This window comes from Anoxynatronum sibiricum, from assembly GCF_039414295.1.
GTDB classification, from domain to species: Bacteria; Bacillota; Clostridia; order Peptostreptococcales; family Tindalliaceae; genus Anoxynatronum; species Anoxynatronum sibiricum.
The window spans coordinates 304,301-330,718 of record NZ_JBCITM010000001.1; the positions used below are offsets into that span (position 1 = coordinate 304,301).

The 26,418-nt window shown below is 48.2% G+C and carries 25 protein-coding genes and 1 pseudogene; all 26 read left to right on the forward strand.

The window, feature by feature from the left end; genetic code table 11:
* Positions 1 to 79 precede the first annotated feature (79 nt).
* The 26 genes and pseudogenes from AAIG11_RS01345 to AAIG11_RS01465 all read left to right on the forward strand — a co-directional run bounded on the left by AAIG11_RS01345 (position 80) and on the right by AAIG11_RS01465 (position 26,416).
* Entirely contained in the window at positions 80 to 616 is a 537-nt protein-coding gene (locus AAIG11_RS01345; protein ID WP_343184483.1) for a DUF1850 domain-containing protein, read from the forward strand.
* A complete protein-coding gene (locus tag AAIG11_RS01350) occupies positions 583 to 2,682 on the forward strand; it encodes a TRAP transporter permease (RefSeq protein ID WP_343184484.1) in 2,100 nt (699 codons plus the stop codon). Before AAIG11_RS01345 ends, AAIG11_RS01350 begins: the two co-directional genes overlap by 34 nt.
* A gap of 301 nt (positions 2,683 to 2,983) precedes the next feature.
* Positions 2,984 to 6,388, forward strand: a complete 3,405-nt coding sequence (gene addB, locus AAIG11_RS01355; protein WP_343184485.1) for a helicase-exonuclease AddAB subunit AddB — start codon at positions 2,984 to 2,986, stop codon at positions 6,386 to 6,388.
* Positions 6,369 to 9,968: a helicase-exonuclease AddAB subunit AddA gene (gene addA, locus AAIG11_RS01360; protein ID WP_343184486.1), complete on the forward strand. Its 3,600-nt coding sequence runs from the start codon at positions 6,369 to 6,371 to the stop codon at positions 9,966 to 9,968. Before addB ends, addA begins: the two co-directional genes overlap by 20 nt.
* Positions 9,969 to 10,010: 42 nt before the next feature.
* On the forward strand, positions 10,011 to 11,075 hold the full coding sequence (locus tag AAIG11_RS01365) for a threonine aldolase family protein (RefSeq protein WP_343184487.1): 1,065 nt from the start codon (positions 10,011 to 10,013) through the stop codon (positions 11,073 to 11,075).
* Positions 11,076 to 11,122: 47 nt separating this feature from the next.
* Entirely contained in the window at positions 11,123 to 11,377 is a 255-nt protein-coding gene (locus tag AAIG11_RS01370; protein WP_343184488.1) for a hypothetical protein, read from the forward strand.
* Positions 11,378 to 11,454: 77 nt separating this feature from the next.
* Positions 11,455 to 12,384: a DUF6544 family protein gene (locus tag AAIG11_RS01375; RefSeq protein WP_343184489.1), complete on the forward strand. Its 930-nt coding sequence runs from the start codon at positions 11,455 to 11,457 to the stop codon at positions 12,382 to 12,384.
* A 338-nt stretch (positions 12,385 to 12,722) separates the two neighbouring features.
* A complete protein-coding gene (locus tag AAIG11_RS01380) occupies positions 12,723 to 13,562 on the forward strand; it encodes a formate dehydrogenase accessory protein FdhE domain-containing protein (RefSeq protein WP_343184490.1) in 840 nt (279 codons plus the stop codon).
* Between the two features lie 41 nt (positions 13,563 to 13,603).
* Positions 13,604 to 14,197 carry a twin-arginine translocation signal domain-containing protein gene (locus AAIG11_RS18270; protein ID WP_484477148.1) on the forward strand — a complete coding sequence of 198 codons (594 nt, stop codon included), beginning with the start codon at positions 13,604 to 13,606 and terminating at the stop codon, positions 14,195 to 14,197.
* 12 nt (positions 14,198 to 14,209) lie between these two features.
* Positions 14,210 to 16,603 (forward strand): annotated as a pseudogene (fdnG, locus tag AAIG11_RS01385) (formate dehydrogenase-N subunit alpha); the annotation flags it as partial.
* Between the two features lie 3 nt (positions 16,604 to 16,606).
* Positions 16,607 to 17,419 (forward strand): 4Fe-4S dicluster domain-containing protein, encoded by an 813-nt coding sequence (locus tag AAIG11_RS01390; protein WP_343184492.1) that lies wholly within the window; start codon positions 16,607 to 16,609, stop codon positions 17,417 to 17,419.
* A 21-nt stretch (positions 17,420 to 17,440) separates the two neighbouring features.
* Complete coding sequence (gene rsxC / locus AAIG11_RS01395; protein ID WP_343184493.1) at positions 17,441 to 18,763, forward strand: electron transport complex subunit RsxC; 1,323 nt, start codon at positions 17,441 to 17,443, stop codon at positions 18,761 to 18,763.
* 14 nt (positions 18,764 to 18,777) lie between these two features.
* Entirely contained in the window at positions 18,778 to 19,764 is a 987-nt protein-coding gene (locus AAIG11_RS01400; RefSeq protein WP_343184494.1) for an RnfABCDGE type electron transport complex subunit D, read from the forward strand.
* Between the two features lie 156 nt (positions 19,765 to 19,920).
* Positions 19,921 to 20,442 carry a dCTP deaminase gene (gene dcd, locus AAIG11_RS01405; protein ID WP_343184495.1) on the forward strand — a complete coding sequence of 174 codons (522 nt, stop codon included), beginning with the start codon at positions 19,921 to 19,923 and terminating at the stop codon, positions 20,440 to 20,442.
* Between the two features lie 97 nt (positions 20,443 to 20,539).
* Complete coding sequence (locus tag AAIG11_RS01410; RefSeq protein WP_343184496.1) at positions 20,540 to 21,022, forward strand: CBS domain-containing protein; 483 nt, start codon at positions 20,540 to 20,542, stop codon at positions 21,020 to 21,022.
* 238 nt (positions 21,023 to 21,260) lie between these two features.
* A complete protein-coding gene (locus tag AAIG11_RS01415; protein ID WP_343184497.1) occupies positions 21,261 to 21,428 on the forward strand; it encodes a hypothetical protein in 168 nt (55 codons plus the stop codon).
* A 14-nt stretch (positions 21,429 to 21,442) separates the two neighbouring features.
* Positions 21,443 to 21,796 carry a hypothetical protein gene (locus AAIG11_RS01420; RefSeq protein WP_343184498.1) on the forward strand — a complete coding sequence of 118 codons (354 nt, stop codon included), beginning with the start codon at positions 21,443 to 21,445 and terminating at the stop codon, positions 21,794 to 21,796.
* A gap of 10 nt (positions 21,797 to 21,806) precedes the next feature.
* Positions 21,807 to 22,214, forward strand: a complete 408-nt coding sequence (locus AAIG11_RS01425; protein WP_343184499.1) for a hypothetical protein — start codon at positions 21,807 to 21,809, stop codon at positions 22,212 to 22,214.
* Between the two features lie 221 nt (positions 22,215 to 22,435).
* Entirely contained in the window at positions 22,436 to 22,942 is a 507-nt protein-coding gene (locus AAIG11_RS01430; protein WP_343184500.1) for a Na+/H+ antiporter subunit E, read from the forward strand.
* Positions 22,939 to 23,202, forward strand: coding sequence for an MrpF/PhaF family protein (locus AAIG11_RS01435; protein ID WP_343184501.1), 264 nt, complete (start codon positions 22,939 to 22,941; stop codon positions 23,200 to 23,202). Before AAIG11_RS01430 ends, AAIG11_RS01435 begins: the two co-directional genes overlap by 4 nt.
* 75 nt (positions 23,203 to 23,277) lie before the next feature.
* The gene (gene mnhG, locus AAIG11_RS01440) at positions 23,278 to 23,592 is read left to right on the forward strand and encodes a monovalent cation/H(+) antiporter subunit G (RefSeq protein ID WP_343184502.1); all 315 of its coding nucleotides are present in this window, start codon (positions 23,278 to 23,280) and stop codon (positions 23,590 to 23,592) included.
* A 7-nt stretch (positions 23,593 to 23,599) separates the two neighbouring features.
* Positions 23,600 to 23,839: a hydrogenase subunit MbhD domain-containing protein gene (locus tag AAIG11_RS01445; protein ID WP_283408171.1), complete on the forward strand. Its 240-nt coding sequence runs from the start codon at positions 23,600 to 23,602 to the stop codon at positions 23,837 to 23,839.
* Positions 23,836 to 24,141, forward strand: coding sequence for a hydrogen gas-evolving membrane-bound hydrogenase subunit E (mbhE, locus tag AAIG11_RS01450; protein WP_343184503.1), 306 nt, complete (start codon positions 23,836 to 23,838; stop codon positions 24,139 to 24,141). The genes AAIG11_RS01445 and mbhE overlap by 4 nt, the downstream gene beginning before the upstream one ends.
* Positions 24,134 to 24,565: an MnhB domain-containing protein gene (locus AAIG11_RS01455; RefSeq protein ID WP_343184504.1), complete on the forward strand. Its 432-nt coding sequence runs from the start codon at positions 24,134 to 24,136 to the stop codon at positions 24,563 to 24,565. The genes mbhE and AAIG11_RS01455 overlap by 8 nt, the downstream gene beginning before the upstream one ends.
* Positions 24,562 to 24,939: a cation:proton antiporter subunit C gene (locus AAIG11_RS01460; protein ID WP_343184505.1), complete on the forward strand. Its 378-nt coding sequence runs from the start codon at positions 24,562 to 24,564 to the stop codon at positions 24,937 to 24,939. Before AAIG11_RS01455 ends, AAIG11_RS01460 begins: the two co-directional genes overlap by 4 nt.
* Positions 24,932 to 26,416: a complex I subunit 5 family protein gene (locus tag AAIG11_RS01465; protein WP_343184506.1), complete on the forward strand. Its 1,485-nt coding sequence runs from the start codon at positions 24,932 to 24,934 to the stop codon at positions 26,414 to 26,416. Before AAIG11_RS01460 ends, AAIG11_RS01465 begins: the two co-directional genes overlap by 8 nt.
* Positions 26,417 to 26,418 lie beyond the last annotated feature (2 nt).

Consider the following 26,418-nt stretch of genomic DNA (forward strand, 5'->3'; position numbering starts at 1 on the left):
GCCAGGAGTGAAGGTATTGGAAAAACTCCAATGCCTTCCTCTTCTTTTATACGTCCTATCAACAGAAGAAAGGTGACCGATGATCAGACAGAAGAAAGCACTTATAATTTTTATCCTGCTGGTTGCAGTCGGGTTCGCCAACACACCTATATACTATCTTCAGATGGCCCATAATGAAACGAATCAATCGTTGAAGCGAATTTCCATGTCGCCGAATGGAACTTTTACGGTGGAGTACATTCACTCGGTGATGAAAACTCCTGTTTATGAACAATACCGGGTATTGCCTGACCTGCGGCTGCTGTTAACAGAGACTCGATTTACAACCTATGGAGCAGGGCATCCGGAGCAGGGAAATCATGATTTTGAAGTGACAGACAAAGGGTTTCGGATCTACAACATCAATGAACCCTTTTCTTTTGTTGTTTATCGCACGGCACCGGAGGAAACTGGTGCAGCAGTCACGTTGAGGTACGAAGAACAGGTAATTCCCCTTTTATCCATTTCTTTGGAACGAACGCCTGTCAGGTTGTCGATGAAAAGGGATCCATGGTGGTTATATCGGATCAGGGAGGGAAGCGAATGGCTGATGAACGGAAGCAACAGGATGAAATAGATCAGGTGGATCAAACCGGGGATCTGCAAAATCAACTACCGGAAAAAGAGGCTTCAGGAATCGCTGATTTTATAGAAGATGAAACCGTAGATGTTAATGAAGCTATGGAAAAGTTTGACAAAGAAGCCGGTGCCATGAGAAAACTGACCGGGATGGTGGGGAAAGCCGTCGCAGCACTTGCGGTGGCCATGTCCTTATTCCACATGTATACCGCATTTTTTGGCACTCTTTTGTCCATGCGCCAGCGTTCGCTGCATGTCATTTTCGCCTTTGTCATCGGATTCATGCTTTACCCCATGAGCAAAAAAAGCAAGGAAAAGCACGGCAACCGTATTCCTTACTATGATTATCTGTTGGCACTGGTGGCGGTGATTGTGTTTGGCTATCTTTTTGTTAATTTCCAAGCGATTGCCATTCGGGGCGGTATCATGGAAACCCAGGATTACATACTGGGATTCATGGCGATTCTGGTGGTGCTTGAAATTACACGGAGGGTTGTGGGACCGGAGCTTCCCATTGTTGCCATTATTTTTATCTTATATGCCAAATTTGGACCAATGATGCCAGGATTACTGGCTCACAGAGGTTATAGCTGGCGGCGAATCATCAGTCAGATGTACATGACTACAGAAGGGATTCTTGGAATTCCCATCGGTGTTTCCGCCACATTCGTTTTTATGTTCATCCTTTTTGGTGCTTTCTTGGACAAAACAGGCGTTGGGAAATTTTTCATCGACATGGCTTTTGGTCTGACAGGTCACCTTAAAAGCGGTCCGGCGATGTCGGCTGTTGTTGCCAGTGGCTTTATGGGTTCAATCTCTGGGAGTTCGGTGGCCAATACAGTGACGACAGGGGCTTTTACCATTCCTCTGATGAAAAAAGTCGGGTACAAACCGCATTTTGCCGGCGCCGTGGAAGCGGCTTCGTCCACAGGTGGTCAGATCATGCCACCTGTCATGGGTGCTGCTGCCTTTATCATGGCCGAGTTCACGGGTATTGCCTATGTGAATATTGTTATTGCAGCGATCATTCCTGCACTGCTCTATTATTTCGCAGTTGGCGCCATTGTTCACTTGGAAGCATCAAAACTTGGTTTGGAAGGGATCCCCAAAGACCGATTGCCGAACATGAAGAAGTTGCTGCTTACCCGGGGATATTTGTTCATTCCCTTGTTTGTCATTGTCTACCTCCTGATCAGTGGACGCACACCTCTTTTTGCAGCCATCTATTCCATTATGACAGCGGTTGCACTGGCCACGCTGGTGAGTTTAATAACCATCTTCATTTTTAAGAAAAAGGCAGATTTCACCTGGCGTGACTTTGTGGACGCCCTGGAGCAGGGGGCCAAAGGTGCTGTGAGTGTTGCCTGTGCCTGCGCCTGTGCCGGAATCATTGTGGGCGTGGTGACACTTACTGGTCTGGGGCTTCGGGTGGCAGAACTGATTGTAACTCTGGCTCAGGGAATGTTACTTCCCACTTTGTTTTTCACCATGATCGCTTCCATCATACTGGGAATGGGATTGCCTACAACAGCTAAATATATTGTATTGGCAACCATGGCTGTACCTGCGCTGATTCGTTTGGATGTGAATCTGCTGTCAGCGCATCTCTTCGTCCTGTACTTTGGAGTAATTGCTGATATTACACCACCAGTTGCCCTCGCAGCGTATGCCGGTGCGGGAATAGCGGGTGCCAATGCTATGAAAACCGGTTTTCAGGCGGTAAAACTGGCACTGGCAGCTTTCATTGTCCCTTATCTTTTTGCGTTAGACTCTCACCTTATTCTGGTGAAAGAAGTGCAGGGCTCAACTGTTATTTTTTATGGATTTCTCGAATCATTACCGGTGATCATTCCGGCTATTATGGGTACTTTTTGTTTGGCATGTGCCGTGGCGAATTACTTTGTGACGAAAAACAAATTTTATGAAACTGCGGTTATGTTCATTGCCGCCATTACGCTGATGAATCCCGGCATCTATACTGATCTCATCGGGCTTGTGGTTATCGTGGGAGTCTATTTACTTCAGAAAGCACGCGTCAAAAAAATGAAGACAGAAGCAGCTTAGCAGCAGTCTTACAATCATGAGGTACCCTGAGCCGTTCACTGGAGAGACATCACTCCGGTGAACGGCTTCTTTCGTTGGAAGAGAAACGTCGGGACAATCATTGAGGACAAGGTGTGCCGACCTGTTGTGTTTTTAACTTGCGACAAAAAATGATGCAGATCTGGCAACCACCTGCTGTCATAGAGTAAACGTTTTGTGCAAGTGTCCCTGACTGCTGTATTCGAGGACATCACTCTGGTATACTATTAATGAGGAAGCACCATTTCCGTTTGTCATGAAGCGAATCAGGAGGAAGATGCCCATGCTGCACCTATTAGTGGGACAACAGGTGGAAGAAAAAGCGCACTGGATGTATCGACAGATTCAGCAGATGGTTGATGACGATGAGATGCATCGCATCATTGTCCCTGAGCAATTTACAGTACAGGCAGAGCGGGCCTACTTGGAAATCACCGGGAGTCAGGGCCTGATGAATCCCGAAGTGATCAGTTTTAACCGCCTGGCCTATCGGGTATTTCAGGAAACTGGAGGGCGCACCCGGGTGGTGATTGATGATCTTGGTAAGCATATGCTGCTGCGAAAATGTCTGATGGATCTGGAACCCCAGCTAACCCTTTATCGGGGCCTGGTTCGGGAACGGGGCCTGGTGGATAAAATGGTGGAAAGTCTGACCGAATGCAAGCAATATGAAATTACCCCTGAAATGTTATCAGGCATCGCAAAAAAAGTGGAGAATCAACCCTTGCTGGCAGATAAACTGCATGACTTGGCCATGGTCTACCATTATTTTGAAGAGGCTCTAATGGGAAAGTATCTTGACAGAGAAGACCAGTTTGCAGCGCTGATACAGCAAATGGAATCATCGGAAACTGTAGGCAAGTCACATTTTTGGATTGATGGTTTTTTCAGTTTCACTCCCCGAATGCTCACAGTGATACAGCAACTGTCCAGAAAAGCCAAAAATGTCTATCTAACGGTATACGGCAATACAGAATGGATTGGGCAAAGTGGAGAACCGCTGATGCATCAGATCAATGAATTTCTTCAACGTGTAAAACAGGAAATGCCGGTACAGGTGGTGGATGTGGATGTATTGCTGGAAAAAACAGAGAAACTTACTGCCCTTACCCATGTCCAAAACACGTTCCAACAGCTGCCGGTGAAGCCTTGGATGGATGAAACCCGGCAGGTGCATTTCTTTGCTGCCACCAGTGATGATTCTGAAGTGGATGAAGTGGCGGCTCGTATTCGTCAACTGGTGCAGGAGGAAAACTACCGATATCGAGAAATAGCAGTTCTCTGTGCCGATCTTGATAATCGCCAGGGAAGTATCAAGCGAGGTTTTGAACTTCAGGAAATCCCCTTTTTCCTGGATGTAAGGCGCAAACAACTGGAACATCCCCTTATTCGGCTGATTCCAGCAGCATTGGATGTGATTTCCAAAGGATATACCCTGCAAAGCGTGTTTACATACATGAAAACCGGCTATGCAGATATTTCCCAGAATGATCTCGAAGCACTTGAAAATGCAGCGCTGGCTCAGGGACTTCGGGGCAGCAGGTGGAAATATCCAGTGGAACGATGGGAAGAAGAACCAGGAGGAGACCGCCTGAACCAATTGCGTCAGCAGGTGATAGAACCGCTGATCAATCTGGAAGAAGCATTAAAGAACGGCTCTGATGTCAAAAACATGACCAGAGGAGTTTTTCAGTGGCTGAAGGTCCTTGACGTACCCCGGCAAATCGAAGCAGAAGCTGCTGAACTGCAGGAAAATCAAGATCCTGAAACAGCAGCCCTCATCACCCAGCTTTGGAATCGGATGATCCAATTGATGGATCAGTTGGTGGAGCTCATGGGTGAAACAACTATTTCCCTGCGTGAATACCGGCAATTATGGCAGGCAGGCCTTGAAAATATTGAAATAGGCCTTATTCCCCCTAAAAATGATCAGGTGATGGTGGGAACGCCCGAACGCTCCCGGCAGGCGGGTATACGCGTACTGTTTCTCATGGGTGTCAATGATGGCGTATTACCGGCGGTACCCGGAAACACCGGCGTACTCCTGGAAACTGAGAAAGCGGTGTTGCAGCAGCAAGGATGCCCTCTGGGAGTTGAAAGTGAAGTACGGCAGGCACACGAGATACTGACCATTCATTTGGCTCTGGCCCGGCCCAGCGACTTGCTATGGGTTAGTTATAGCCTGGCAGGTGTTGAAGGCGAAGCAAAAAGACCCTCTATCCTTGTGGATCGGCTGCGAAAAATGTTTCCAAAGGTTCCGCTAAACAGCAATCTGACGGCGACGGCGGCGTCTGATTTGGGTCGTTTATGGAGCAGTCGGTACAGCTACCTGGCACTGGCAGGAAAAATGCGGGAGCTGGCAGATGAAAAAGTGGTGCCATCTTTCTGGAAAGATTTGTTCTACTGGTTTCGCCAGCACCCTGACTGGCAAGCAGCAGCAGATCAACTGGCGGAGGCACTCTTTTATCGAAACCAGCCGCCGGCCCTTAAACAAAACCAGGCCCAGGCACTTTTTGGAAATGAATACAGGGGAACAGTCAGCCGCCTGGAACTGTTTAATCGATGTCCTTTCGCTCACTTTGTCAGATATGGATTAAAACCATCCCCCAGAAAACAGCGGGAAATTCTGGCGCCAGATATGGGAACACTGCTTCACGAAATGATGGACACCTTCGGCAGGCATTTGCAAAAAGCCGGTCTTGATCCCCGATCACTGGAAGAAAATACTGTCAGACAATTGACAGAAACTATGGCAGACCAGCTGGTGGATGATTTTCAGTACGGTGTTTTCAACAGCAGTGCCCGGTTCCAATACCAGGGACACCGTTTGAAACGGGTAAGTCGACGGGCGGTTGACACCATGCTCCACCACCTGCGTCAAACAGGCTTTCAACCTTTTGCCTACGAAATTCGTTTTGGAGGCGTCGAAGGAGACGGTGCCCTGACATCTTTTCAAATATCAACGGGAGATGGCACCCGAATCTCCCTGGAGGGACGTATTGACAGGCTTGATCACCTTGTAACAGAGGAAGCCACCTATTATCGGGTCATTGACTACAAATCAGGGAAGCAGACATTTTCATTGACGGAACTGATGTATGGACTGCAACTGCAGTTGCTGGTATATCTGATGGCAGCGCTGAAACAGCATGAAGGAACAGAAAATGAACCGTCAAAACCGGCGGGAATGTTCTATTTTTATTTGGATGATCCGCTGGTTAACATGAATGCTGATGACGAAGCGGCTGCCCGGGAAGAAATACGTAAGCAATTGAAAATGAACGGGCTGGTTCTTGAGAATCTGGAAATTATTCGGGAAATGGATCACAGCATGGAACAGGATTCTATGTTAATACCCGCGGGCATCACAAAAGCAGGGGAGTTGAAAAAAAGCAGCAGCACCATTTCTGAAGACGATTTAGGGATGCTTCAACGGTATGTATGCCGACAGATTGGTGAAACGGCCACAGCCATTCTTCAGGGCGAGATTCAAGCATCACCCGCCCGTTTAAAGAACTGGAAAGCCTGCCATTACTGTGAATATCAGAGCATTTGTCAATATGATGAACAATTTGAGGATAACCAGCCTCGCAAATTCATGGCAATGAAAGACAGCGAAGCCCTGCAGAAAATGAGGGAGTGCCTGATGCCGGAAAAGGAGGAAACCCATGAATCGGTGGACCAGTGAACAGAAGGCGGCCATTGAAACCCGCGGTTCCAACCTGTTGGTTTCAGCGGCGGCCGGATCAGGAAAGACTGCTGTTTTAATTCAGCGGATCATCCAACTGGTTTTGGATGATGGTGTGGATATCGACCGGTTACTGGTGGTCACTTTCACCCGGGCGGCAGCGGCAGAAATGCGGGAACGGGCGGCAATGGCTCTCATGAAAAGTCTGGATACCCACCCACAGAAAGAAGCTTTTATCCGCAGGCAGCTGGCTCTTGTAAATCAGGCTTTCATCATGACTTTTCATGCCTTTTGCATTCGGGTAATCCAGCAACATTATTACCTGATTGATCTTGAACCGGCATTTAGAACGGCTGATCAGTCTGAAACAAATCTATTGCAACAGGAAGCATTGGATGAACTGCTGGAAACAACCTATGAGGAAGCAGATCCCCATTTTTTAAAACTGGTGGAAATGTACTGTCATAACCGTAACGACCAGGCACTGGAAACCATGATCTTGAGCTTACATGCCTTTTCCCGGAGCCAGCCCAAACCGGACGAATGGCTGCAGGATCAGGCGGCAGCCTTTCGGCTTTCTCCTCAGGAACTGGCAGATTCTGCCTGGGTAACCCAGTTGACAACTCAGACAATGGTGAAACTCAATGAGGCTGCATCGCTTCTGGAAGAGGCGATTGCCATTGCCAACCGTCCAGATGGGCCCGAACCCTATTTAAAGCGATTGCTGCCGGAACTGGCAGATATCAGACGTCTGATTGAGGATGGAAATCATCAGCAGAAAACTCTCTTTCAGGAGATTCACAGCTTGGAGTTTCAGCGGCTTCCACCCTGCCGGGATGGAGATGATGCCTTGAAAGAGGCGGCCAAATCCCTGCGGGATCAAGTCAAAAAAGAAGTGAAGGATCTTCAGGAAAAGTGGTATTTTCGCTCCCTGGAAGACTTTTCTCAGGATCATCAGCAGGTGGCGGAAGCCATGGCATATTTGACACGTCTTGTCAGTCGCTTTGATGAAGGATATCGACATAAAAAAGAAGAACGCCAGGTGCTTGACTTCAACGATCTGGAGCATCGCGCTCTGGATATTTTGGAGATAGACGCTGCCAGTTCATTCTACCGCAACCACTTCAAAGCCATATTCATCGATGAGTATCAAGACAGCAACCGGGTTCAGGAAGCCCTCATAGCGCAGATTAAAGGGCCGGACAACTTGTTTATGGTGGGCGATGTGAAACAAAGTATTTACCGTTTCCGTTTGGCTGAGCCGGAATTATTTATGGATAAATATCGTCAGTTTACACCGGAATCTGGCAGTCTCAACCAACGCATTGATCTGAAACGCAACTTCCGCAGCCGTCCGGCCATTCTTCAGGCTGTGAATACCGTGTTTCGCCACATTATGTCCGAAACACTTGGAGAAATTACTTATGATGATGCCGCCTCTCTGGAACCTGGCAATCAGGACCTCATCAACATGAAACAACTTCCGGTGCAGGTACATCTGCTGGAAAGAAAAAACGCAATGGACACACATATTGATGAAGCCGGTGCAGCCACCCATGAAGATGAGGTACAGGAGCTGCTGGAGGAATGGACAGATCAGGAGGCGGAAGCGCATCTGCTGGTGCGGCAAATCCGACAGCTGATGAAGGAGACGATTGAAGATCCCAAAGAGGATCATCCGCGTCATGTGAGATACCGGGACATCACCATCTTACTCAGAGCTCCCGGGAACCAGGCGCCCCATTTTATGGAAGTGTTTTCCCGGGAAGGCATTCCCGTCTATGCCGATCTGGGCACCGGTTTTTTCGACTCTCTTGAAATTCAGCTTTTTTTGAACCTGCTGCGAATCATTGATAATCGCCGGCAGGATATGCCGCTACTCAGCGTGCTGCGTTCACCTTTCGGACACTTTTCAACGGAAGATTTGACCACCATTCGTCTGAGCAGCCGGCATACTGGTTTTTATGAGTGTTTCGAGGCTGCAGGAGAAGATGAAACCCCGCTGGGTGAAAAGGTGCGCGGGTTTTTGCATCAGTTGCAATCATGGCGAAAACAACTGCGGCAATTGACACTGACCGATTTTCTCTGGTGGTTGTTTTCTCAGGAGGGATTTGACGCTCTTTGTGCCGCGATGCCTGGCGGCCAGCAACGGCAGGCCAATGTACGCATTCTTCTCAAACGTGCAGAAGAATATGCAGCAGCGAATGAAAGCAGTCTGTACGGTTTTTTAACCTATGTGGAAAAGCTTGCTTTTCGTCAACGCAATGATATTGGACCTGCCAGAACCTTGACAGAAAATGACGATGTTGTGCGAATGATGTCCATTCACAAAAGTAAAGGATTGGAGTTTCCGGTTGTCATTTTGGCGGGCTTGGGGAAGCGTTTTAACCGCAGGGATCTGCAATCTCCTCTGCTGATGCATCGCTCCCTGGGCATCGGGCCTCTCTATGTGAATCCAGATCTTCGAATTAAGCGAAATACCCTTGCCCGGATTGCGATTCTGGAAAAAAGCCGGCTGGAGAGTTTATCAGAGGAAATGCGGGTTTTGTACGTTGCCATGACCCGGGCGCAACATCAATTGATCATGACAGGTACCATATCTGATTTATCAACAGCCATTACACGCTGGACAGGACCTGTTAGCCAGGGAAAATTCATGAAGGCGCAGCATCTTTTGGACTGGTTGGGACCGGTCTGGGTCAGGCTGCCGGAGGCAAAGGTCCTGCATAAACTGGCAGAACCTCCTGCAAAAAAGGCTATGATTTCAAGTGATGCAAACTGGTCGTTTCATTGCTGGAATCGCTCAGACTTGCTTCAGATTCACCTGGACAGGGATGCACAACAACAGCAGTTTAAAAAAGAACTGCTGGCAGAGTCGCCGGCCATGTGTTATACGCACCGGCACATTTTTGAAACTCGGTTTACATGGCAGTATCCCTTTGAGACCGACAGCCAGACACCGGGAAAAATCAGCGTTACTGAAAGTACCAAACAGCAGGAAGCTGTTGAAATGGAAAGACCTCAGACAGTGCCTCTAATGCCCCTTCCCAGATTTATGGAGAGTCATCAGCAGTTGTCTGCAGCAGATCGGGGAACGGCAATTCACTACGTTTTGCAGCATATGGACTTTCAGACAGCCCGTGGGCCGGAAGACATCCAGCGTCAGATTGATACCATGATGAAGACCGAGATGATTTCGCAGGAAGAAGCAGCTGTCGTGGACCCGCAGGTGATTATGGGGTTGTTGGATAGTGAACTCGGTGGACGGATGTTGAAGGCGACAAAAATATTCCGCGAACTTCCCTTTGTGCTTCGTGCACCAGACAGAGAAGGTGTGCTGATACAGGGTATCATTGATTGTTGCTTCGAAGAAGAAGGTCAATGGGTGCTGGTTGACTATAAGACTGATCATGTCCTTCCAGAGATGTTAGACCGCTGGGCGGCGGGATATCAACCCCAACTGGCCCTGTATCGTCAGGCATTGACTGCTCTCTCGGGAAAAAAAGTGAAAGAAACGCTGCTCTATCATTTATACTTGGAGCAAGCCGTACAAATCCCTCATCAAGACGAATCGGCTTGATAAATGAAGATGAAGAAAAATACAACGGAAAGAAGTGATGACATGAAATCAGATGCATTCAGCTTTGCAAGCGACAATTGTGCGGGTGTACATCCGACAGTCATGGCGGCCATGGCGGCAGCCAATGAGGGGTATGTACACTCCTACGGGGATGACGTTTATACCAGGGAAGCAGTGGCGATCATTAACCGCTTATTCGGGGGAGATGCTTCTGTTTTTCTGGTGTACAACGGGACTGGTGCCAATGTCACCGGCATTTCTCACCTGATTCGCTCCTACCAAACCGTTTATTGCGCTGCTGCTGCCCATATTCATGTGGACGAATGCGGTTCGTTGGAGCATTATGCCGGATGCAAAGTGGTGGCACTGCCCTCTGATGACGGGAAAATAACATCAGAAGCGATGGAGCCCTACCTTGTGGGAATTGGAGACGAGCACCGCTCACAGCCCGGGCTGATCTCCATTACACAGCCCACTGAATATGGCGTGCTCTATACACCTGATGAAATTCGGCATTTAGCTGATTTTGCCCATGGCAGAGGAATGAAACTTCACATGGATGGTGCCAGAATCGCCAACGCATCAGCTGCACTCAACTTGCCGGTGGAACACTTCACCACTGCGTGTGGCGTTGACCTCGTCTCCTTCGGAGCGGCAAAAAATGGTATGATGTTTGGTGAAGCGGTGGTGTTTCTGGATCAAGAGGCGGCCAGGGCATTTCCCTATGTGCGCAAACAGGGCATGCAGCTACACTCAAAAATGCGTTTTATGGCTGCTCAGTTTATCGCCATGCTGACGGATGATTTGTGGCTTGAAAATGCCCGCCATGCCAATGCAATGACCCGCCGCTTGCATGAAGGGCTGTGCCGTATCAGCGAAATCAAGGTGACCCGGCAGGTGCACTGCAATGCTATTTTTGCCTGCTTTCCAAAGGAATGGATAGTTCCCATGCAGGAGCGTTTTCATTTCTATGTCTGGGATGAATCCGTTAATGAAGTGCGTCTCATGACCTCCTTCCAGACGACGACAAAAGAGGTGGATGCTTTTTTGGCTGCATTGATTGAAGAAGCGGGTAAATCATCAAAAGAAGGGGTAATAGTAAATTAACCTGAATATTGAGGCGTTATCCAGCACAGTTGAAAGGAGGTCTTCTTATGAATTTCGAAGGATTTGAACAATATCTTCGTCAGCAGGGAATCTGTACTGAACATGAAATCAGAGAAGTCATCGCCCGAATCAGTTGGGTGGAAACCACACTGAACATTAGCCTTGACGATTTAACCAAAAACGAAGCAGAACTGCTGGCTTTTCGGGGTACATTGCTGGAAATCATTGGTTCCGAAGAGAAAACAGAGGATTTTTTCCGGGCATTACGCTCTTACTACGATTTTCATCAAGGTCTATCATGAGAATGATCCACCTGCGACAGCTAGATTCACAAACCAACCATAACAGGTTAATAAACGTAAAGGATTGATCAGACAGCATGAACAGCCTCACCATCGTTGGATATACATTTGTAGGGTTCATCACATTTTTGCTGGTGATTTTCTGGTCAGGGTTAAAGCGACCAGTCAAATCCCTTGCCCCCAATTTGCCTGACATCATCAATACCGAACAAATCGAAAATTTCGGAGGAGGGTCCGTCGGCACGAAGCGTGCCCACTTGCCTGTACCGGTTCAGGATCACTTGGTATCGGTTTATCCTGAAGGGCAACCTGCAATAACGACAGCAGTGGTATGGGGGAGAGCCCGCTACCGGATCTCCGGGTTGTGGATGCCGCTACGATATGAAACCTGGTGTCAATCGGGAAAGGCATTTCTCAGACACTTGACTTTTTTCTGGCACGGAAAAACCATCATCAAAGGCATTGATTTTTTTCTTGATAGTATCGGTGCACTTCAGGCTAACGGAGTGATCCCGATGAATGAAAGCGGAAAGAAAGTGACCGAAAGTCAGTGGATCAGTTTTTGGGCAGAGAGCTTGGTGCTGGGCCTGGTGGACCTGGATGATGAACGCTTGAAGTGGAAAGAGGCTGATGCGGGGTCGGTCATTCTGGAACTGCCTCCTTTTCTGGAAGAAGAGCCATGCGATGCCTGTTTCCTTCATCTGTGGTTTCATTCCAAAACAGGAAGAATTGAAACCATTAAAGCCCAACGATATCAGGGACAATTGGCAGCGGAAAGAATCGCCTGGTTTCTTCATGTGAAAAAATGGCATCAGCATGAAACCAACTGGATTCCTGAGTATACCGTTCGGTGGGGAAACCAGCGGAAGCCCTGGTGTCATTACCGGGTGGATGGCATCAGACGGGACGTTCCTGTTGATGGAATGTTTCGGCAGGTAAATCCTCACCAGTATGAAAAAGACAAAGTTCGGAGTAAAAAACGGGGAAAACAGCGGATGAAACGTTAAAACCACAATGTTTAGAGTCGTGCCAGCCGAAAGCTCTTTAGGAGAACCGCATCAGGTTCGCCTAAAGGGCTTTTATTTTGGAGAAAGGGTGGTGAAAAAACAGTCATGTCATATGAAAAATCAGATCACTGATAGAAATGGAAAACAAACACCCCGAAGATGCAAGACAAATAGCCTTGACGAATTGGGACAATATTTGTAAAATAAAGTAAAGTCAGACATTATCGAAAATCGCCAAGTTTGCCGCGTCTTTTGCGAAATGGTTAGATATTTAACAAACAATCTAACGGCTTTCAACAGATCGCTGGAACAGCACCTATGGGATAAGGAGGGGGCGAATGCATCCATTTTGGACAACAACTTTTCAGGAAACCTGGGATGATTGTCAGCAAAGATATGTTGATTTTAAACCAGTTAGTGAACGGTTAAAAGAGCTTCATTGTCAGGCTCTTCAATGGGAACTAAGTGAACCACTGGTGCAGAAAAACAGTTCAAAAACACGGGTCATTGCCAGACGGTTTCCTGATTATTTCAAGAGGGTCATTTTGCCGGTATTTTCGCAAAATGAGGCGACAGCATTGGCGCTTGACGAGTTTGCCGAAGCAATGGATCACTTTCACTTGGAAGAGCCCGGAACAGCAACCAAGATTCCACAATGGGTGCAACAAATGCAACAACAGGCCATTCAGCTATGCAAACCGATACAGCCTGATTTTGTCACACTCATGGTCTCCATTTCTTTGGCACATCTTTATCGATCAATCCCTGCTGCTAAACCTGAAACGCCTGCCGGTGCGACACAGTCAGGCGTTTGCCCGGCTTGTGGGTTGCCGCCACATTTCGCAGCCCTGGTGGAAACTGAAGGGTATCGGCAGATGGAATGCTGGTTGTGCGGTGAACGCTGGCCGTTTACCAGACTTGAATGCCCTTACTGTGGAGAACGCCACCCGCAGAAACTGGGATATTTCACGGTGGAGAAAATGGAAGTATGCCGAATGCACATCTGCCATAGTTGTCAGGCGTATCTAAAGGTTTTTGACACCAGATCACTGGCACTTAAAGATCCGTCTTTATGGGTGATGCATCTGGCCACACTTATATGTGACGATCTGGCAGCTGCCGAAGGCTATCACCCAGGGTCTGCAATGGAATGGCATCAACGGATGGTAATGGAGTGAATCAACACAGGTGAATATCAAACAGGAGGTGAAGACAACGTATGGAGGTAACCAGGAGACAGTTTCTAAAAGTCAGCGGGACAGCAGCTGCGGCAACGACGCTTTATGGAATTGGATTTCGCGGGGTGGCTCATGGGACTTATCGCCGGTTTCGGCTGCATTACGCCCATGAAGTCACCACCATATGTCCGTTCTGTTCGGTGGGGTGTGGCATTATTTGTCATGTGAGGGAAGGTCAGGTGGTGAACACAGAAGGTGATCCAGATCACCCCATTAACGAGGGCGCTCTCTGCAGTAAGGGGAGTTCTCTGTTTAACATGGCCTATGTGTACGATGAAAAGGGGAAACCGATCCCGAATCCCAACCGGGTAACCCAGGTACTCTATCGACGGCCGGGTGGTGCAGATTGGGAAACTGTGGATTGGGACTGGGCACTGAGAACCATTGCCGCCCGCATCAAAAAAACCAGGGATGATACTTTCATGATCCAAAACAGTCAGGGTGTTCCTGTCAATCGAACGCCGGCCATTGCCTGGCTGGGGAGTGCTATGTGCAATAATGAAGAAAACTATCTTTTTCATAAAATGACCCGTGGCTTGGGTCTGGTGAACATCGATCACTGTGCCCGCCTCTGACACTCCTCCACCGTCGCCGGTCTCGGCGCCACATTTGGCAGGGGAGCCATGACGAATCATTGGATCGATTACCAGCATTCAGATGTGATGATGAACATTGGTCTTAACACGGCAGAAAATCACCCGGTATCCATGAAATGGATTCAGAAGTCCAAAGACCGGGGTGGAAAGCTGATTTGCGTAGATCCCCGGTTCACTCGAACCGCGGCCATGTCAGACCTCTACGTTCCCATTCGCCCGGGAACCAACCTGGCTTTTCTCAACGGGATGATCCAGTATGCCCTTGAAAATGACCTGGTGCATCATGAATACCTCATCAACTATACCAATGCCGCATATTTGGTAAATGAAGCCTATCATTTTGAAGACGGAATGTTCTCGGGGGCCCGGTTAATGGATGACGGCATTGGTGGAGAAAAAGTGGTGTACGACAAGACCACCTGGTCATACCAGACAGATGAAGCCGGACAGGTGCTGTCAGATGAAACCCTGGAAGATCCCTACTGTGTCTATCAGCTGATGAAACAGCATTTTCGCCGTTATGATTTGCAAACAGTCAGTGAGATCATCGGCTGTCCGCTGGAAACACTGCAGACATGTGCCGCATTGTTCTGCAGCACCGGTAAACCTGAGAAAGCTGGCAATATTATGTATGCCATGGGCATCACCCAGTTTACCCACGGGGCAGAGAATGTAAGAGCCATTGCTATTCTTCAGGCTATTTTGGGAAATATGGGACGACCAGGCGGTGGTGTCAATGCCCAGCGGGGGCAATCAAATGTGCAGGGTTCCACCGATATGGCCATGCTGTACCATATCATTCCCGGGTATATGCCGGTACCCAGCGAAAGCCTCCATCCCACGCTGGCGGCTTATCATGCCACATCTCCTGGCGGATACTGGGCAAACCGGCCCAAATTCATGAGCAGTCTGCTGAAAGCTTTCTGGGGAGAATACGCCACCCCTGATAATGATTATGCTTATGATTATCTTCCCAAGATTGATAAGGAGCGGTCTCACATTGCCACTTCCAAATACATGGGAGACGGTGAGATCAAAGGAATGGTCTGCTGGGCAGACAACCCGGCGGTGGGCGGCCCCACAGCTGCACGCAAACGGAAAAATTCAACCAAGCTGGACTGGCTGGTATCGGTGGATATTTTTGAGAATGAAACAGCCACATTCTGGAAAGAGCCCGGCGTTAACCCTGAAGAAATTGACACTGAAGTCTTTCTGCTGCCGGCGGCACTGCACATGGAACGGGATGGGAGCATCAGCAACAGCGGCCGATGGATTCAATGGCGGTATGCCGCCGCTACCCCGCCGGGTGACTGTCATTCTGACCTTTGGATTGTTGACCGCCTGTTCCGGGCCGTTCGGGATGCCTATCAGGTGGATGGTGGCGTCTTTCCTGATCCAATTCTCAAGATGAACTGGGATTATGGCGAAGATGCTTCTTCGGCACGGGTGGCCATGGAAATCAACGGGTATGACACACGCACGGGGGAACTGCTCACCAGCTTTGCCCAACTGCAGGATGACGGCTCAACAGCCGCCGGATGCTGGATTTATGCCGGCTATTATGCCAACGAAGAAGAACCTGCCTGCCAAAGGCGTATCAGGGAGACGGAAGGTGTGGGAAACCATCCGGAATGGGCCTATGCATGGCCCATTAACCGGCGTATTCTCTATAATCGCTGTTCCGCAGACCCTGCCGGCAACTCCTGGAATCCTGATCTGCCGTTATTTCAATGGAACGGCAGTGGATGGAACCGGTATGATGTGCCGGACTTCAATGCAGCTCTGTTGCCGGAAGAGTCTGCCCGCAACGCTTTCATCATGACAGGCGAAGGCAGGGCACGGCTTTTCAGTAATGGCATGGTGGAAGGGCCTTTCCCCGAGCACTATGAACCCTGGGAAAGTCCGTTGGCCAACCGGGTATCATCTGTTCAGTTTAATCCCTGTTCTACGGTCTGGTACCCTGACGACCGGGCAGACTATGCATCGGGAGCCTTCCCCCTGGTGGCCACCACCTATCGGCTGAGTGAGCATTATCAGACAGGTATGATGACCCGGAATATGCCTTGGCTGGTGGAAACCATGCCGGAGCTCTTTGTCGAAATCAGTCCAACTCTGGCGGCGGACCACGGTCTCGTCAGCGGTGACCAAGTGGTGGTTTCCAGCCAGCGTGGTGAGTTTAAGGCCCCTGTATGTGTGACACCGCGGGTGAAATCCTTTCAGGCAGGTGGCAAAACCATTGAAATGGTGGGGATTTTATGGCACTGGGGATATGCAGGACTTTCAAAAGGACCTGTTACCAATGATGTGGCACCTTCCATCGGCGATGCAAACACCACCATCCCTGAGTATAAGGCATTCCTGTGCCAAATCAGAAAGGTGGTGTAAGGGATGAAAAAATCAATTCTCATTGACACTTCCAAATGCATGGCCTGCCGTGCTTGCCAGGTGGCCTGCAAACAATGGAATCAGCTGCCTGCGGATGAAACAACCTTCACAGGCACCTATGAAAACCCACCACGGGTGTCTCCGGTCACCTGGATGCGCATCACTTTTCAGGAAGAAGAAACAGAGCAGGGGGTAAAATGGTTTTTTGGCAATCAGCGGTGTATGCATTGTACCGAAGCTGCCTGCGAAATTGTCTGTCCGGTGGGAGCTATCCATCATACTGATGCTGGAACCGTCGACATTGATTTTAACAAATGCATCGGATGCAACTATTGCGCTGCCAACTGTCCCTTTAAGGTGATCAGCTTTGATCGAAAGACAGATCTGCCCACGAAATGCACCTTCTGCTATGATCGTCTGGCCAATGGATACCAGCCGGCCTGTGCCAACGCCTGTCCCACAGGGGCCATTACTTTTGGCGATCGTGGCGAGCTCATTAATCGGGGCAGCCGGAAAGTGATGAGCCTCCAGGACCAGGGAAATGCCAAAGCATCCCTTTACGGACTGGATGAACTGTCGGGAACAGGCATGCTTTTCATACTGGAAGATGTCCCCACTCATTACTATTTACCGGAAAATCCTGTGGTATCACTGCAGGCACGACTCTGGAGTCTATTGTTCAGACCGCTGCGTATCTTTGTGGTTTTGGCCATGGGCCTGGGATTGTGGTCAAATTATCAAAAAAGCACTCAATTAAAGCAACGAATCATTCAACAAGAACACCGGAAGTCGGGTGCAGATGAGTCTGCAGGCTAATGAATCAAAGGAGGTGACTTTGTGAAAGCCAAAACCTTTCAGGGGGGTGCGCACATCCCCCATTACAAGGAGTACACTGCACATCTGCCCATACAGCCGATGGCCATTCCCGAGCATGTGGTGATACCACTGCTCCAGCATTTGGGAGAATCCAATGAATCGCTGGTAAAGCCGGGAGATCGGGTCAGGGTGGGAGATAAAATTGGTGACAGCGATGGTTTTTTCTGTGCACCCGTACATGCCAGCATCAGCGGCGTAGTGGAAGCTGTCGATAGGTTCCCCTGTTATGCAGGCGGCGAGCGGCTGGCTGTTAAAATTCGAAGAGAAGGGGAAAAGCAGTCATTTGTAACTGCCGATCAAATAAATTCCAGTGAAAAGACACCTGAGGAACTACGCCGGATCATTCGCGAAGCAGGTCTGGTGGGAATGGGGGGAGCTGCCTTTCCCACTCATATCAATATCAGCCCCCGGTCTCCCGTGGACATCCTGTTAATCAACGGAGCCGAATGTGAACCCTTTCTCACCTGTGATCACCGTCTGATGCTGGAGCGTGCAGATGATTTAATTGCCGGAGCAGTTATCATGATGCGTTGTATTGGGGCCAGTCATTGCTGCATCGGCATCGAAACCAATAAGCCGGATGCCATTGAGTTGTTGAAGGGAAAAACAGCCGGAAGGAACGATTTTGAAATTGTGCCGCTGGAAGTCAAGTATCCCCAGGGCTACAAGTCACATCTCATTAAAGCAGTGACAGGCAGAGATGTTCCCCGGGGTGCCCGTTCTGCTGATTTGGGGTGCGTGGTGCGCAATGTGGGTACCACCATTGCCGGGTATGAAGCCGTGGCACTGGGCAAGCCAGTCATTGAACGGGTGGTGACTGTCAGTGGACCAGATATTCCACAGCCTGGCAATTTCACGGTGCGCATTGGGACACCTGTCGATTTTATTTTGCAGCAATGTGGTGTTTTCAAGGCAGATGGTTACAAAATAATTTTAGGAGGACCCATGACCGGAGTGGCCCAGGAAACTTTGTCATCCTCCATTGTCAAAAGCACAACAGGTGTGTTGGTACTACCTGCAGACATGACATATGAAGAAGAAGTTTTCACCGACTGTGTTCGCTGCGGCAAATGTGTTGAACATTGTCCCATGCTGCTGTATCCCAACCAGCTGAGCATTTATGCCGAAGCGGAAATGATGGATGAACTGCTGGAATGGAATGCGATGGACTGCATGGACTGCGGCATTTGCGCTTACTTATGCCCTGGCCGGCGACCCATTGCCGATATGATTCGCCGGGTGCAACCGGCGCTAAAAAAGAAACAGCAGAAAAAAACCGGATAGAAAGGAGGATGTACATGGAACAGCAACGACTTGTCATAACACCGGCACCGCATTTGAAATCTGGCGAAAGTGTGGGCAAAGCCATGAGAGACACCATGATTGCCCTGGTGCCTGTCACACTGGTGGCCGTCTATTTCTTCAAAGCCTACGCCCTCTTTCTTATACTTATATGTATGGGAACGGCAGCATTGACCGAAATCGCATTCCGGCGCTTCAAGCATCAGCCTCACCGTCTGAAAGATGGCAGCGCTTTGCTGACAGGTTTGTTTGTTGCCTTGTGTTATTCAGCCACCACTGCCTGGTGGAAGGGGGCACTGGCCACCTTCATTGCTGTTGGAATCGTAAAGGAACTGATGGGTGGTTTGGGGTGGAACCGCTTTAACCCCGCGCTTTTTGGACGTGTAGCCATGATTCTGCTGGGCCCCTGGTTTGTGGACATCGGCACTGAGTTCATGCGTTGGAACGTCAATTTTGGTCCGGTGGATGTGATGACCCATGCCACGCCACTGGCCATGCTCCACCAGGGATTAAAAATGCCGGCGATGGGAAGTCTGTTTCTGGGATTCCCCGGCGGTGCCATGGGAGAAGTGTCACCCCTGGCGCTGCTTATTGGCGGCGGTTATCTCCTGTATCGAGGTCACATTAACTGGCGCATTCCTGTTTCGATTTTGTGTACGGTTTTTGTTTTGGCAGCCATCACCGGCCAGAACCCGTTCTTACACTTGGTGACGGGCGGGTTGATGCTGGGTGCATTTTTCATGGCGACAGACTGGGTGACCAGTCCCATTACCGAAAATGGCAAGGTGGTCTTTGGAGTTGCCATCGGTGTATTGATTGTTATCTTTCGAATTGGATTGGCGCCAACAGAAGGGGTGGCGTTTTCCATCCTCATTATGAATGCTTTTGTCCCCACCATTGAAAAAATGACCCGCCGTCTTCCTTTCAGCGAACCCCGAAAAACAGCGGCGAGACACATCACTCTGCCAGGATCAAATATTTGAAGCTTGGCCAAAGCCCTTTGTCTTCAACCTCCAACCCTGTATGGCAACAGGGTTGTTTTTATAACCGGGAATAAGCTCCGGGTTGTGAGACAAAGGGTTCTTTGATACAATGAAATCGCAGAAGAATTCAGAAATCATCATGAAAGAGGTGGTCCCATGATCTTGTCGGGAAAAGAAATACATGCACGAATGGGAACGGATATTTTCATTGAACCCTTTAATGAAATACAGCTGAATCCCAACAGCTATAACCTGAAGCTCCACAATGAGCTGTTAACCTATGACAGTCCCGTATTAGATATGAAGACGCCCAATCTCACCACCTCGCTGATCATCCCAAAGGAGGGCCTCCTGCTGGAACCCGGGCGGCTTTATCTGGGCCGAATTCAGGAACATACCAAAACTTTCAATCTGGTCCCCATGCTGGAAGGCCGCTCATCCATTGGCCGACTGGGATTGTTCATTCATGTCACTGCCGGTTTTGGAGATGTGGGTTTTTGCGGGTACTGGACCCTGGAAATTTTCTGCATACATCCCATTCGCATTTATCCTGATGTGGAAATCTGCCAGATTTATTATCATACCATTGAGGGAGACCATGAACCCTACCGCAACGGCAAATACCAGAATAACACCGGTATTCAGCCCAGTATGCTCTACAAGGATTTTGAAAGATAATGGAACAGTTGCCACGCTTCTTTAAGTGCGGTAATCTTCCGGTGAAAAGGGTATGATCCTAATAAAGAAGCGCAACGAAATTGGAGGAGGGCTTAAGATGACAGAAGATCTGCGGGCGAGGGATATCATGACGACCCATGTGGTGACCGTTACAGCACAGGATACCGTTAACAATGTCATTGAGCTGTTGATGGAGAAAAATATCAGTGGGCTGCCGGTGGTGGATGAGAATAGTCGTGTGATTGGTATTGTGACAGAGGGTGATTTGATTTACAGAAGTAAAAAGCTGGAAATTCCCCGCTATTTCACCATATTGGACAGTTATATATTTTTGGATAATACCAAAAAAATGGAAGAACAGATTCGCAAAATGGTGGGATACCGGGTGGAGGATATCATGACACGTGACGTGGTGATTGTGGATGTGGATGAAACAGTGGAAGAGATTGCCACCATCATGACACGTAAACAGGTGAATCGGGTGCCGGTCACAGAAAACGAAAAACTGGTGGGAATTGTCACCAGAAGAGACATTATTCGTGCTTATGCCAGTGATCTGGAACAGGAAAAGAAAAAGTAGCTGAAATGGTTTGTCAGCATCCTTCACTTTCATAGCATATAACTGTCTGGATAAAGTGGCCTTTCATCAGGCCATTTTTTATGGAGAAAACACACACTGTGTGAAGTGAATGGTTGATATTGTATTAACAATTCACATCGATGAAAGATGTCAAAATTAATTATCAGGTTAATCTGGACAAGTATTTAACAAAACAGTACAATAGGAGAAGGGATAGATCGAAATAAGGAGGATCATCATGACAAGAAAAATGGGCGGATTTGTTTTATTTGCGGTCACCAGCTTTGCTTTTCTTGGAACGGCCGTGGTACGTCAGGCGAACATACTTCATGCGGTCATAGCAGTGGCGTTGGCATTATTGGCCGGTGTAGCGCTGAAAGATCATTTCGGCGAACTGAAAGGTTAGGGGGAGAAGAAAATATGGACAAAGCAAAAATGCAAACGTTGGCCTGTGCCGTAGCAGGCGTCATGATCACCTGGTTTATCAATCATCAGATGGGCTACGGTGCCATTATTGCCAACGGTATGGTGGGTGTGGTCGCTGCGGCTTTACTGCCTGCACCTTTGGCAGGTGCTACATATACAGCTTCCTTTGTTGGCATGTCAGGCCTTGGAGTTCTTCCGTCTCTTTTCGCCTCCCTGGTGGGTGGTGTTGTGGTCGGGCTGGTACTTGTCTTCACCGCTGAAATCTACGCCGGGATCGGCGGCAAGGGCGGAACCACAGCAGCATTGGCGGCGCATGTCACTCGAGCAATTATGAATCTTTTCAGTTAGGAGGAGTACCATGGAAGCTGTGATTATTTTACTTGTATCAGTTCTTGCCGGTATGGCAGCTTATTATATTTCTGTCGTTATGGGCAAAGGTGGTGTATTTGGATCTGCAGTGGTGACGCTGGTGGCGGGAGTACTCTTTCGCTATCTTGAGGTGGAAGGGATCATTGGGATCACAGGGTTGGCAGTTGTGGCTACCTGTGCCAGTTACGCCGGCATGGTGGCTCAGAAAAATGTGGCCAACCTGAAAGAAATGGCAGTGGTGGGACTTTTTACGGGTGCACTGTACATTGCCGGAGGCACCACTTATGTGGGTGTGGGTGGAAGACTGGGAGTGATTGCAGCCATTGCCTGCTTTGCCTGGATTGGCCTGAAAAAACTGACTGGAAAGGGATTGGCCGCACCAAAGGCCAATTACTAAACTGGGATCATCAACTGACTGAACAGATGAGCAACTGAGTTCGATGATACCCCATCATACTGAATTCGACAAAAACACTTAAAAAAATGATGACACACAAAGGTTTTTCCAATTAAACTGGAGAAACCTTTATTTCTATTTTGTCACCTGTGAGTTCATATGTTATACTAAGTTGTGGTAGGGATAAATGAAAAAATCAACAGATAATCGGGGTGTTTTCAGTGTCTGACCCATCAGAAAGCAAAGTGAAGTATTATGGTATTCCTTTCGTGCTCTTATTCGGCTTCTGGCTGATTCTCTCTCCTGGCTTTTCAGCTCAAACCATTTTTTTGGGTGGTGTTGTGAGTCTATTGGTGGTGATCTATTCCAAAGATCTGCTCTTTCATGAAGATGAAATGCCACTGTACCGTTTAAAACATTTTTTAAACATGGTTCACTTCATAGGAATCCTTTTGGTTGAAATTGTCAAGGCCAATATCGACGTGGCAAAAATAGTGCTTAATCCAGCGCTGCCTATTAGCCCTCAGTTTATTAGGGTACCCATGATGCTTAAAAATGATATGAACAAAGTCATTTTTGGCAACTCGGTGACGCTGACGCCAGGCACATTAACGGTTGATATAGATAAAGATGGTTTTATCATCCATGCACTGACAGACGAAGCAGCAGAAGCCATGAAAGACAGTTTTATTGAAACCTGGGTGGTCAGACAGGAGGAAAATAAATGAATACTGCCTTCATTATCACATCCATTGGGTTGGCGCTGCTGACTTTCTTCTGTCTTTACAGAGCCTATGCAGGCCCTACAGCGGTTGACCGGGTGGTGGCCATCAATGTGATTACCACCAAGGTGGCGATGCTGATAGCATTGTTATCCATTATCACTGGTCAGGAAATTTTTGTGGATGTGGCACTGATCTATGCCATGATGGGATTCATTGCCACTATTTGTGTGTCCAAATACATTGAAAAAGGGAAGCTTTACTAAGAAAGTCGATGAGTTGAGGGTCTGACTGACGCTCAACTTTTTGCAGCATCAATAGGTAACCCGGGAGGATTTAAAATGATTCAGAATGGACTGATTGTCATACTGCTTGCTGGCGGCCTCTTCTTTTTTCTGGTGGGCACGATGGGACTGCTGCGTCTGCCCGATGCATTTACGCGAATGCATGCTACCACAAAATGCGATACATTGGGAGCAGGGCTGGTACTGGTGGCACTTATCGTGCACCAGGGGTTTCATATGATCAGCCTGAAGTTGCTGGTCATTCTTGTTTTCATCTGGATCACCAATCCTACAGCGGCGCATATCATTGCCAAGGCAGCCTATCACTCCCAGGAAAAACCGTCGGAAATTAAAGTCATGGGGAAGGAGTGACGCCGGAATGGAACTGCTGAATGTAATCCTTGTGATTTTTTTGATTCTCTGTGCCATTGCCGTTGAACGTACGAAAGATTTACTTAGCGCAGTGATTATCTTTGCTGCATACAGTCTGGTGATGGCAGTTCTGTGGCTGCTATTGCGCTCGCCGGATGTTGCCATGACAGAAGCAGCCATTGGGGCAGGCGTGACGACCATTATGTTCATTGCCGTCATCAGTCGAACCAGGAGGATGGAAAAATGAAGCAAATACTGATTTTTTTAGCGTTGGGTGGCATGCTGGCCATCATGATTTCCAGTTTCATGCAAATGCCTCCCATGGGAAACCCTGACAATCCGTCCTACAATGAGGTGGCCCATCATTACCTTGAACGGTCCCTGGACGAAACCCAGGCACCCAATGTCATCGCGAATATTATTACGGATTACCGTGCCATTGATACCCTGGGTGAAGCCACTGTTCTTTTTACATCCATTGCAGCTGTGTTGACGGTGCTCTCTGGAAAAGATAAAAAACCTGATGGAGGAGGGGTACATCATGGATGATTTAATTGTCAAATTTATCAGCCGGATGATCATCCCCTTTATCCAACTGTATGGTATCTTTGTCATTTTTCATGGGCATCTTTCTCCAGGAGGCGGTTTTCCAGGGGGGGCCATTCTTGGGGCCAGCATCATTCTCTACACACTGGCGTTTGGTGCTCACAGAGGACATTTGAAAATGCCTCACCATTTATCAAAACGACTGGAGAGCGGAGCGATACTCTGGTATATTATTCTTGGTTTGATGGGAATCTGGACAGGGCATCTTTTCCTGACCAATCGTGCAGCGGGATTTTTCATGGGAGAACCTGGTGAAATCCTCAGTGGCGGGTTTATTCCGCTGATTACTGTAGCCATCGGACTTAAAGTGGGCAGTACCATCATTACACTCTTTCATACTATGATTGAGGAGGAACACGACGCGTGACTTTCCAATTTATTGTTCAAAACATCAACTATATTGGTTCCTCTTTTCTTTTTGTCATAGGGCTTTATACAGTATTGACGCATCCCAACCTGATTAAAAAGATTATTGGCATAAATATAATGGAGACGTCTGTCTTTCTTCTTTTTGTATCCATTGGTTATATTCATGGAGGGCAGGCACCCATTTTGAATTTAGACGGTACGCCGGCAGTTTATGTAAATCCGCTGCCCTCTGCCCTGATTCTGACAGGCATTGTTGTGGCAGTCAGTATCACGGTATACGGACTGAGTATGATCATTAAAATTTATGATGCTTATGGCACCATTGAGCTTGACGAAATCATGCAGATAAGGAGTGAAGAGGCACATGATTAGCATGCACCTGCCGGTTTACCTCCTGATGCTGCTGTTGGGAACAGCTCTAATCATTCCGTTGGCAGAAAAGCTGACCAATCTTGAAATTAAAATTTATTTATCTTATTCCCTGGCGATCGCCTCGTTATTTTCCATTTCCAGTTTGGTTCGTGTGCTTCAACACGGTGCCTATGCCTATCACTTCGGACAGTGGCACCCATCCATCGGAGTCGAGTTTTTAGTGGATGAGTTTTCTGCCGCCATGACAGTATTGGTGATGATTCTGTCCACTTTGGTCATTGTCTATTCTTTCCGTGATGTGGAACATGAAATCCAGCCGGATTTGGTCTCCGGCTATTATGTGCTGATTTTTTTAATGCTGTTCTCAATGGTGGGGATGATATTAACCAACGATCTGTTTAATTTATATGTCTTTATGGAAATCCTGTCCCTGACTTCCTGCGGTATTGTCTCCATCAAGCGAAAAAAAGAGAACCTGATGGCCAGCCTTAAATATCTGATGCTGGGCACCATTGGATCAGTGTCTATTTTGCTTGGAATCGCTTTTTTATATATGGTTACCGGAACACTCAACATGACGCTCAACTACGATTTGATTCAGGCAGCCTGGCAGATTTACCCCCGCAATATTCTGGTAGCCCTGGGTTTTATCCTCACAGGTTTTGGTATCAAAGCGGCAGTTTTCCCCCTGCATACCTGGCTGCCTGATGCTCATTCCACCGCACCAACACCTTCCAGTGCCCTGTTGTCAGGGCTGGTGGTAAAAATATACCTCTTCGGGGCTATCAAAATGCTCTTCCGGGTCATTGGCATGGACATTATCACTCAGGTGGACATTCCGCTGTTCATGACATACTTTGCCATGGTGGGCATGATCATGGGATCGGTTTTTGCCATCGGACAAAAGGACATTAAACGCATATTAGCATATTCCAGTGTGGCACAGATTGGTTATATTGTACTGGGGATCGGACTGGCCACTGAAAGCGGCCTGTCGGTGGCGCTTTTTCATGTGGTGACCCATGCCCTTATGAAATCCGCGCTGTTTCTCAGCGCTGGTGCCGTGATTTACCAAACGGGCAGAAGAGATGTGCGGGAGATGGAAGGAATCGGCTACCAGATGCCTGTTACCATGTCGGTCTTTACAATTGGCGCACTGGGAATGATCGGTATTCCTGGAATCAATGGATTCATGAGCAAATGGTACCTGAGTTTTGCAGTGCTGGAGGCGGGACGTCCCCTGGTGTTGCTGGTAATCCTTCTCAGCAGTTTCCTGAATGCCGTTTACTATCTTCCCATTATTATCAGTGCATTTCTTCGTGAACGGGAAGATCATAAAAATGTGCTGATAAAAGATGATTTACCATTGACAATGACGGGCCCAATGGTGATTATTGCCGGCTTGTGCATTTTGTTTGGGTTTTTCCCTCAATTGGTGATGAATATTATTCAGCAGGCGATGCAAACTTTCATGTAAGT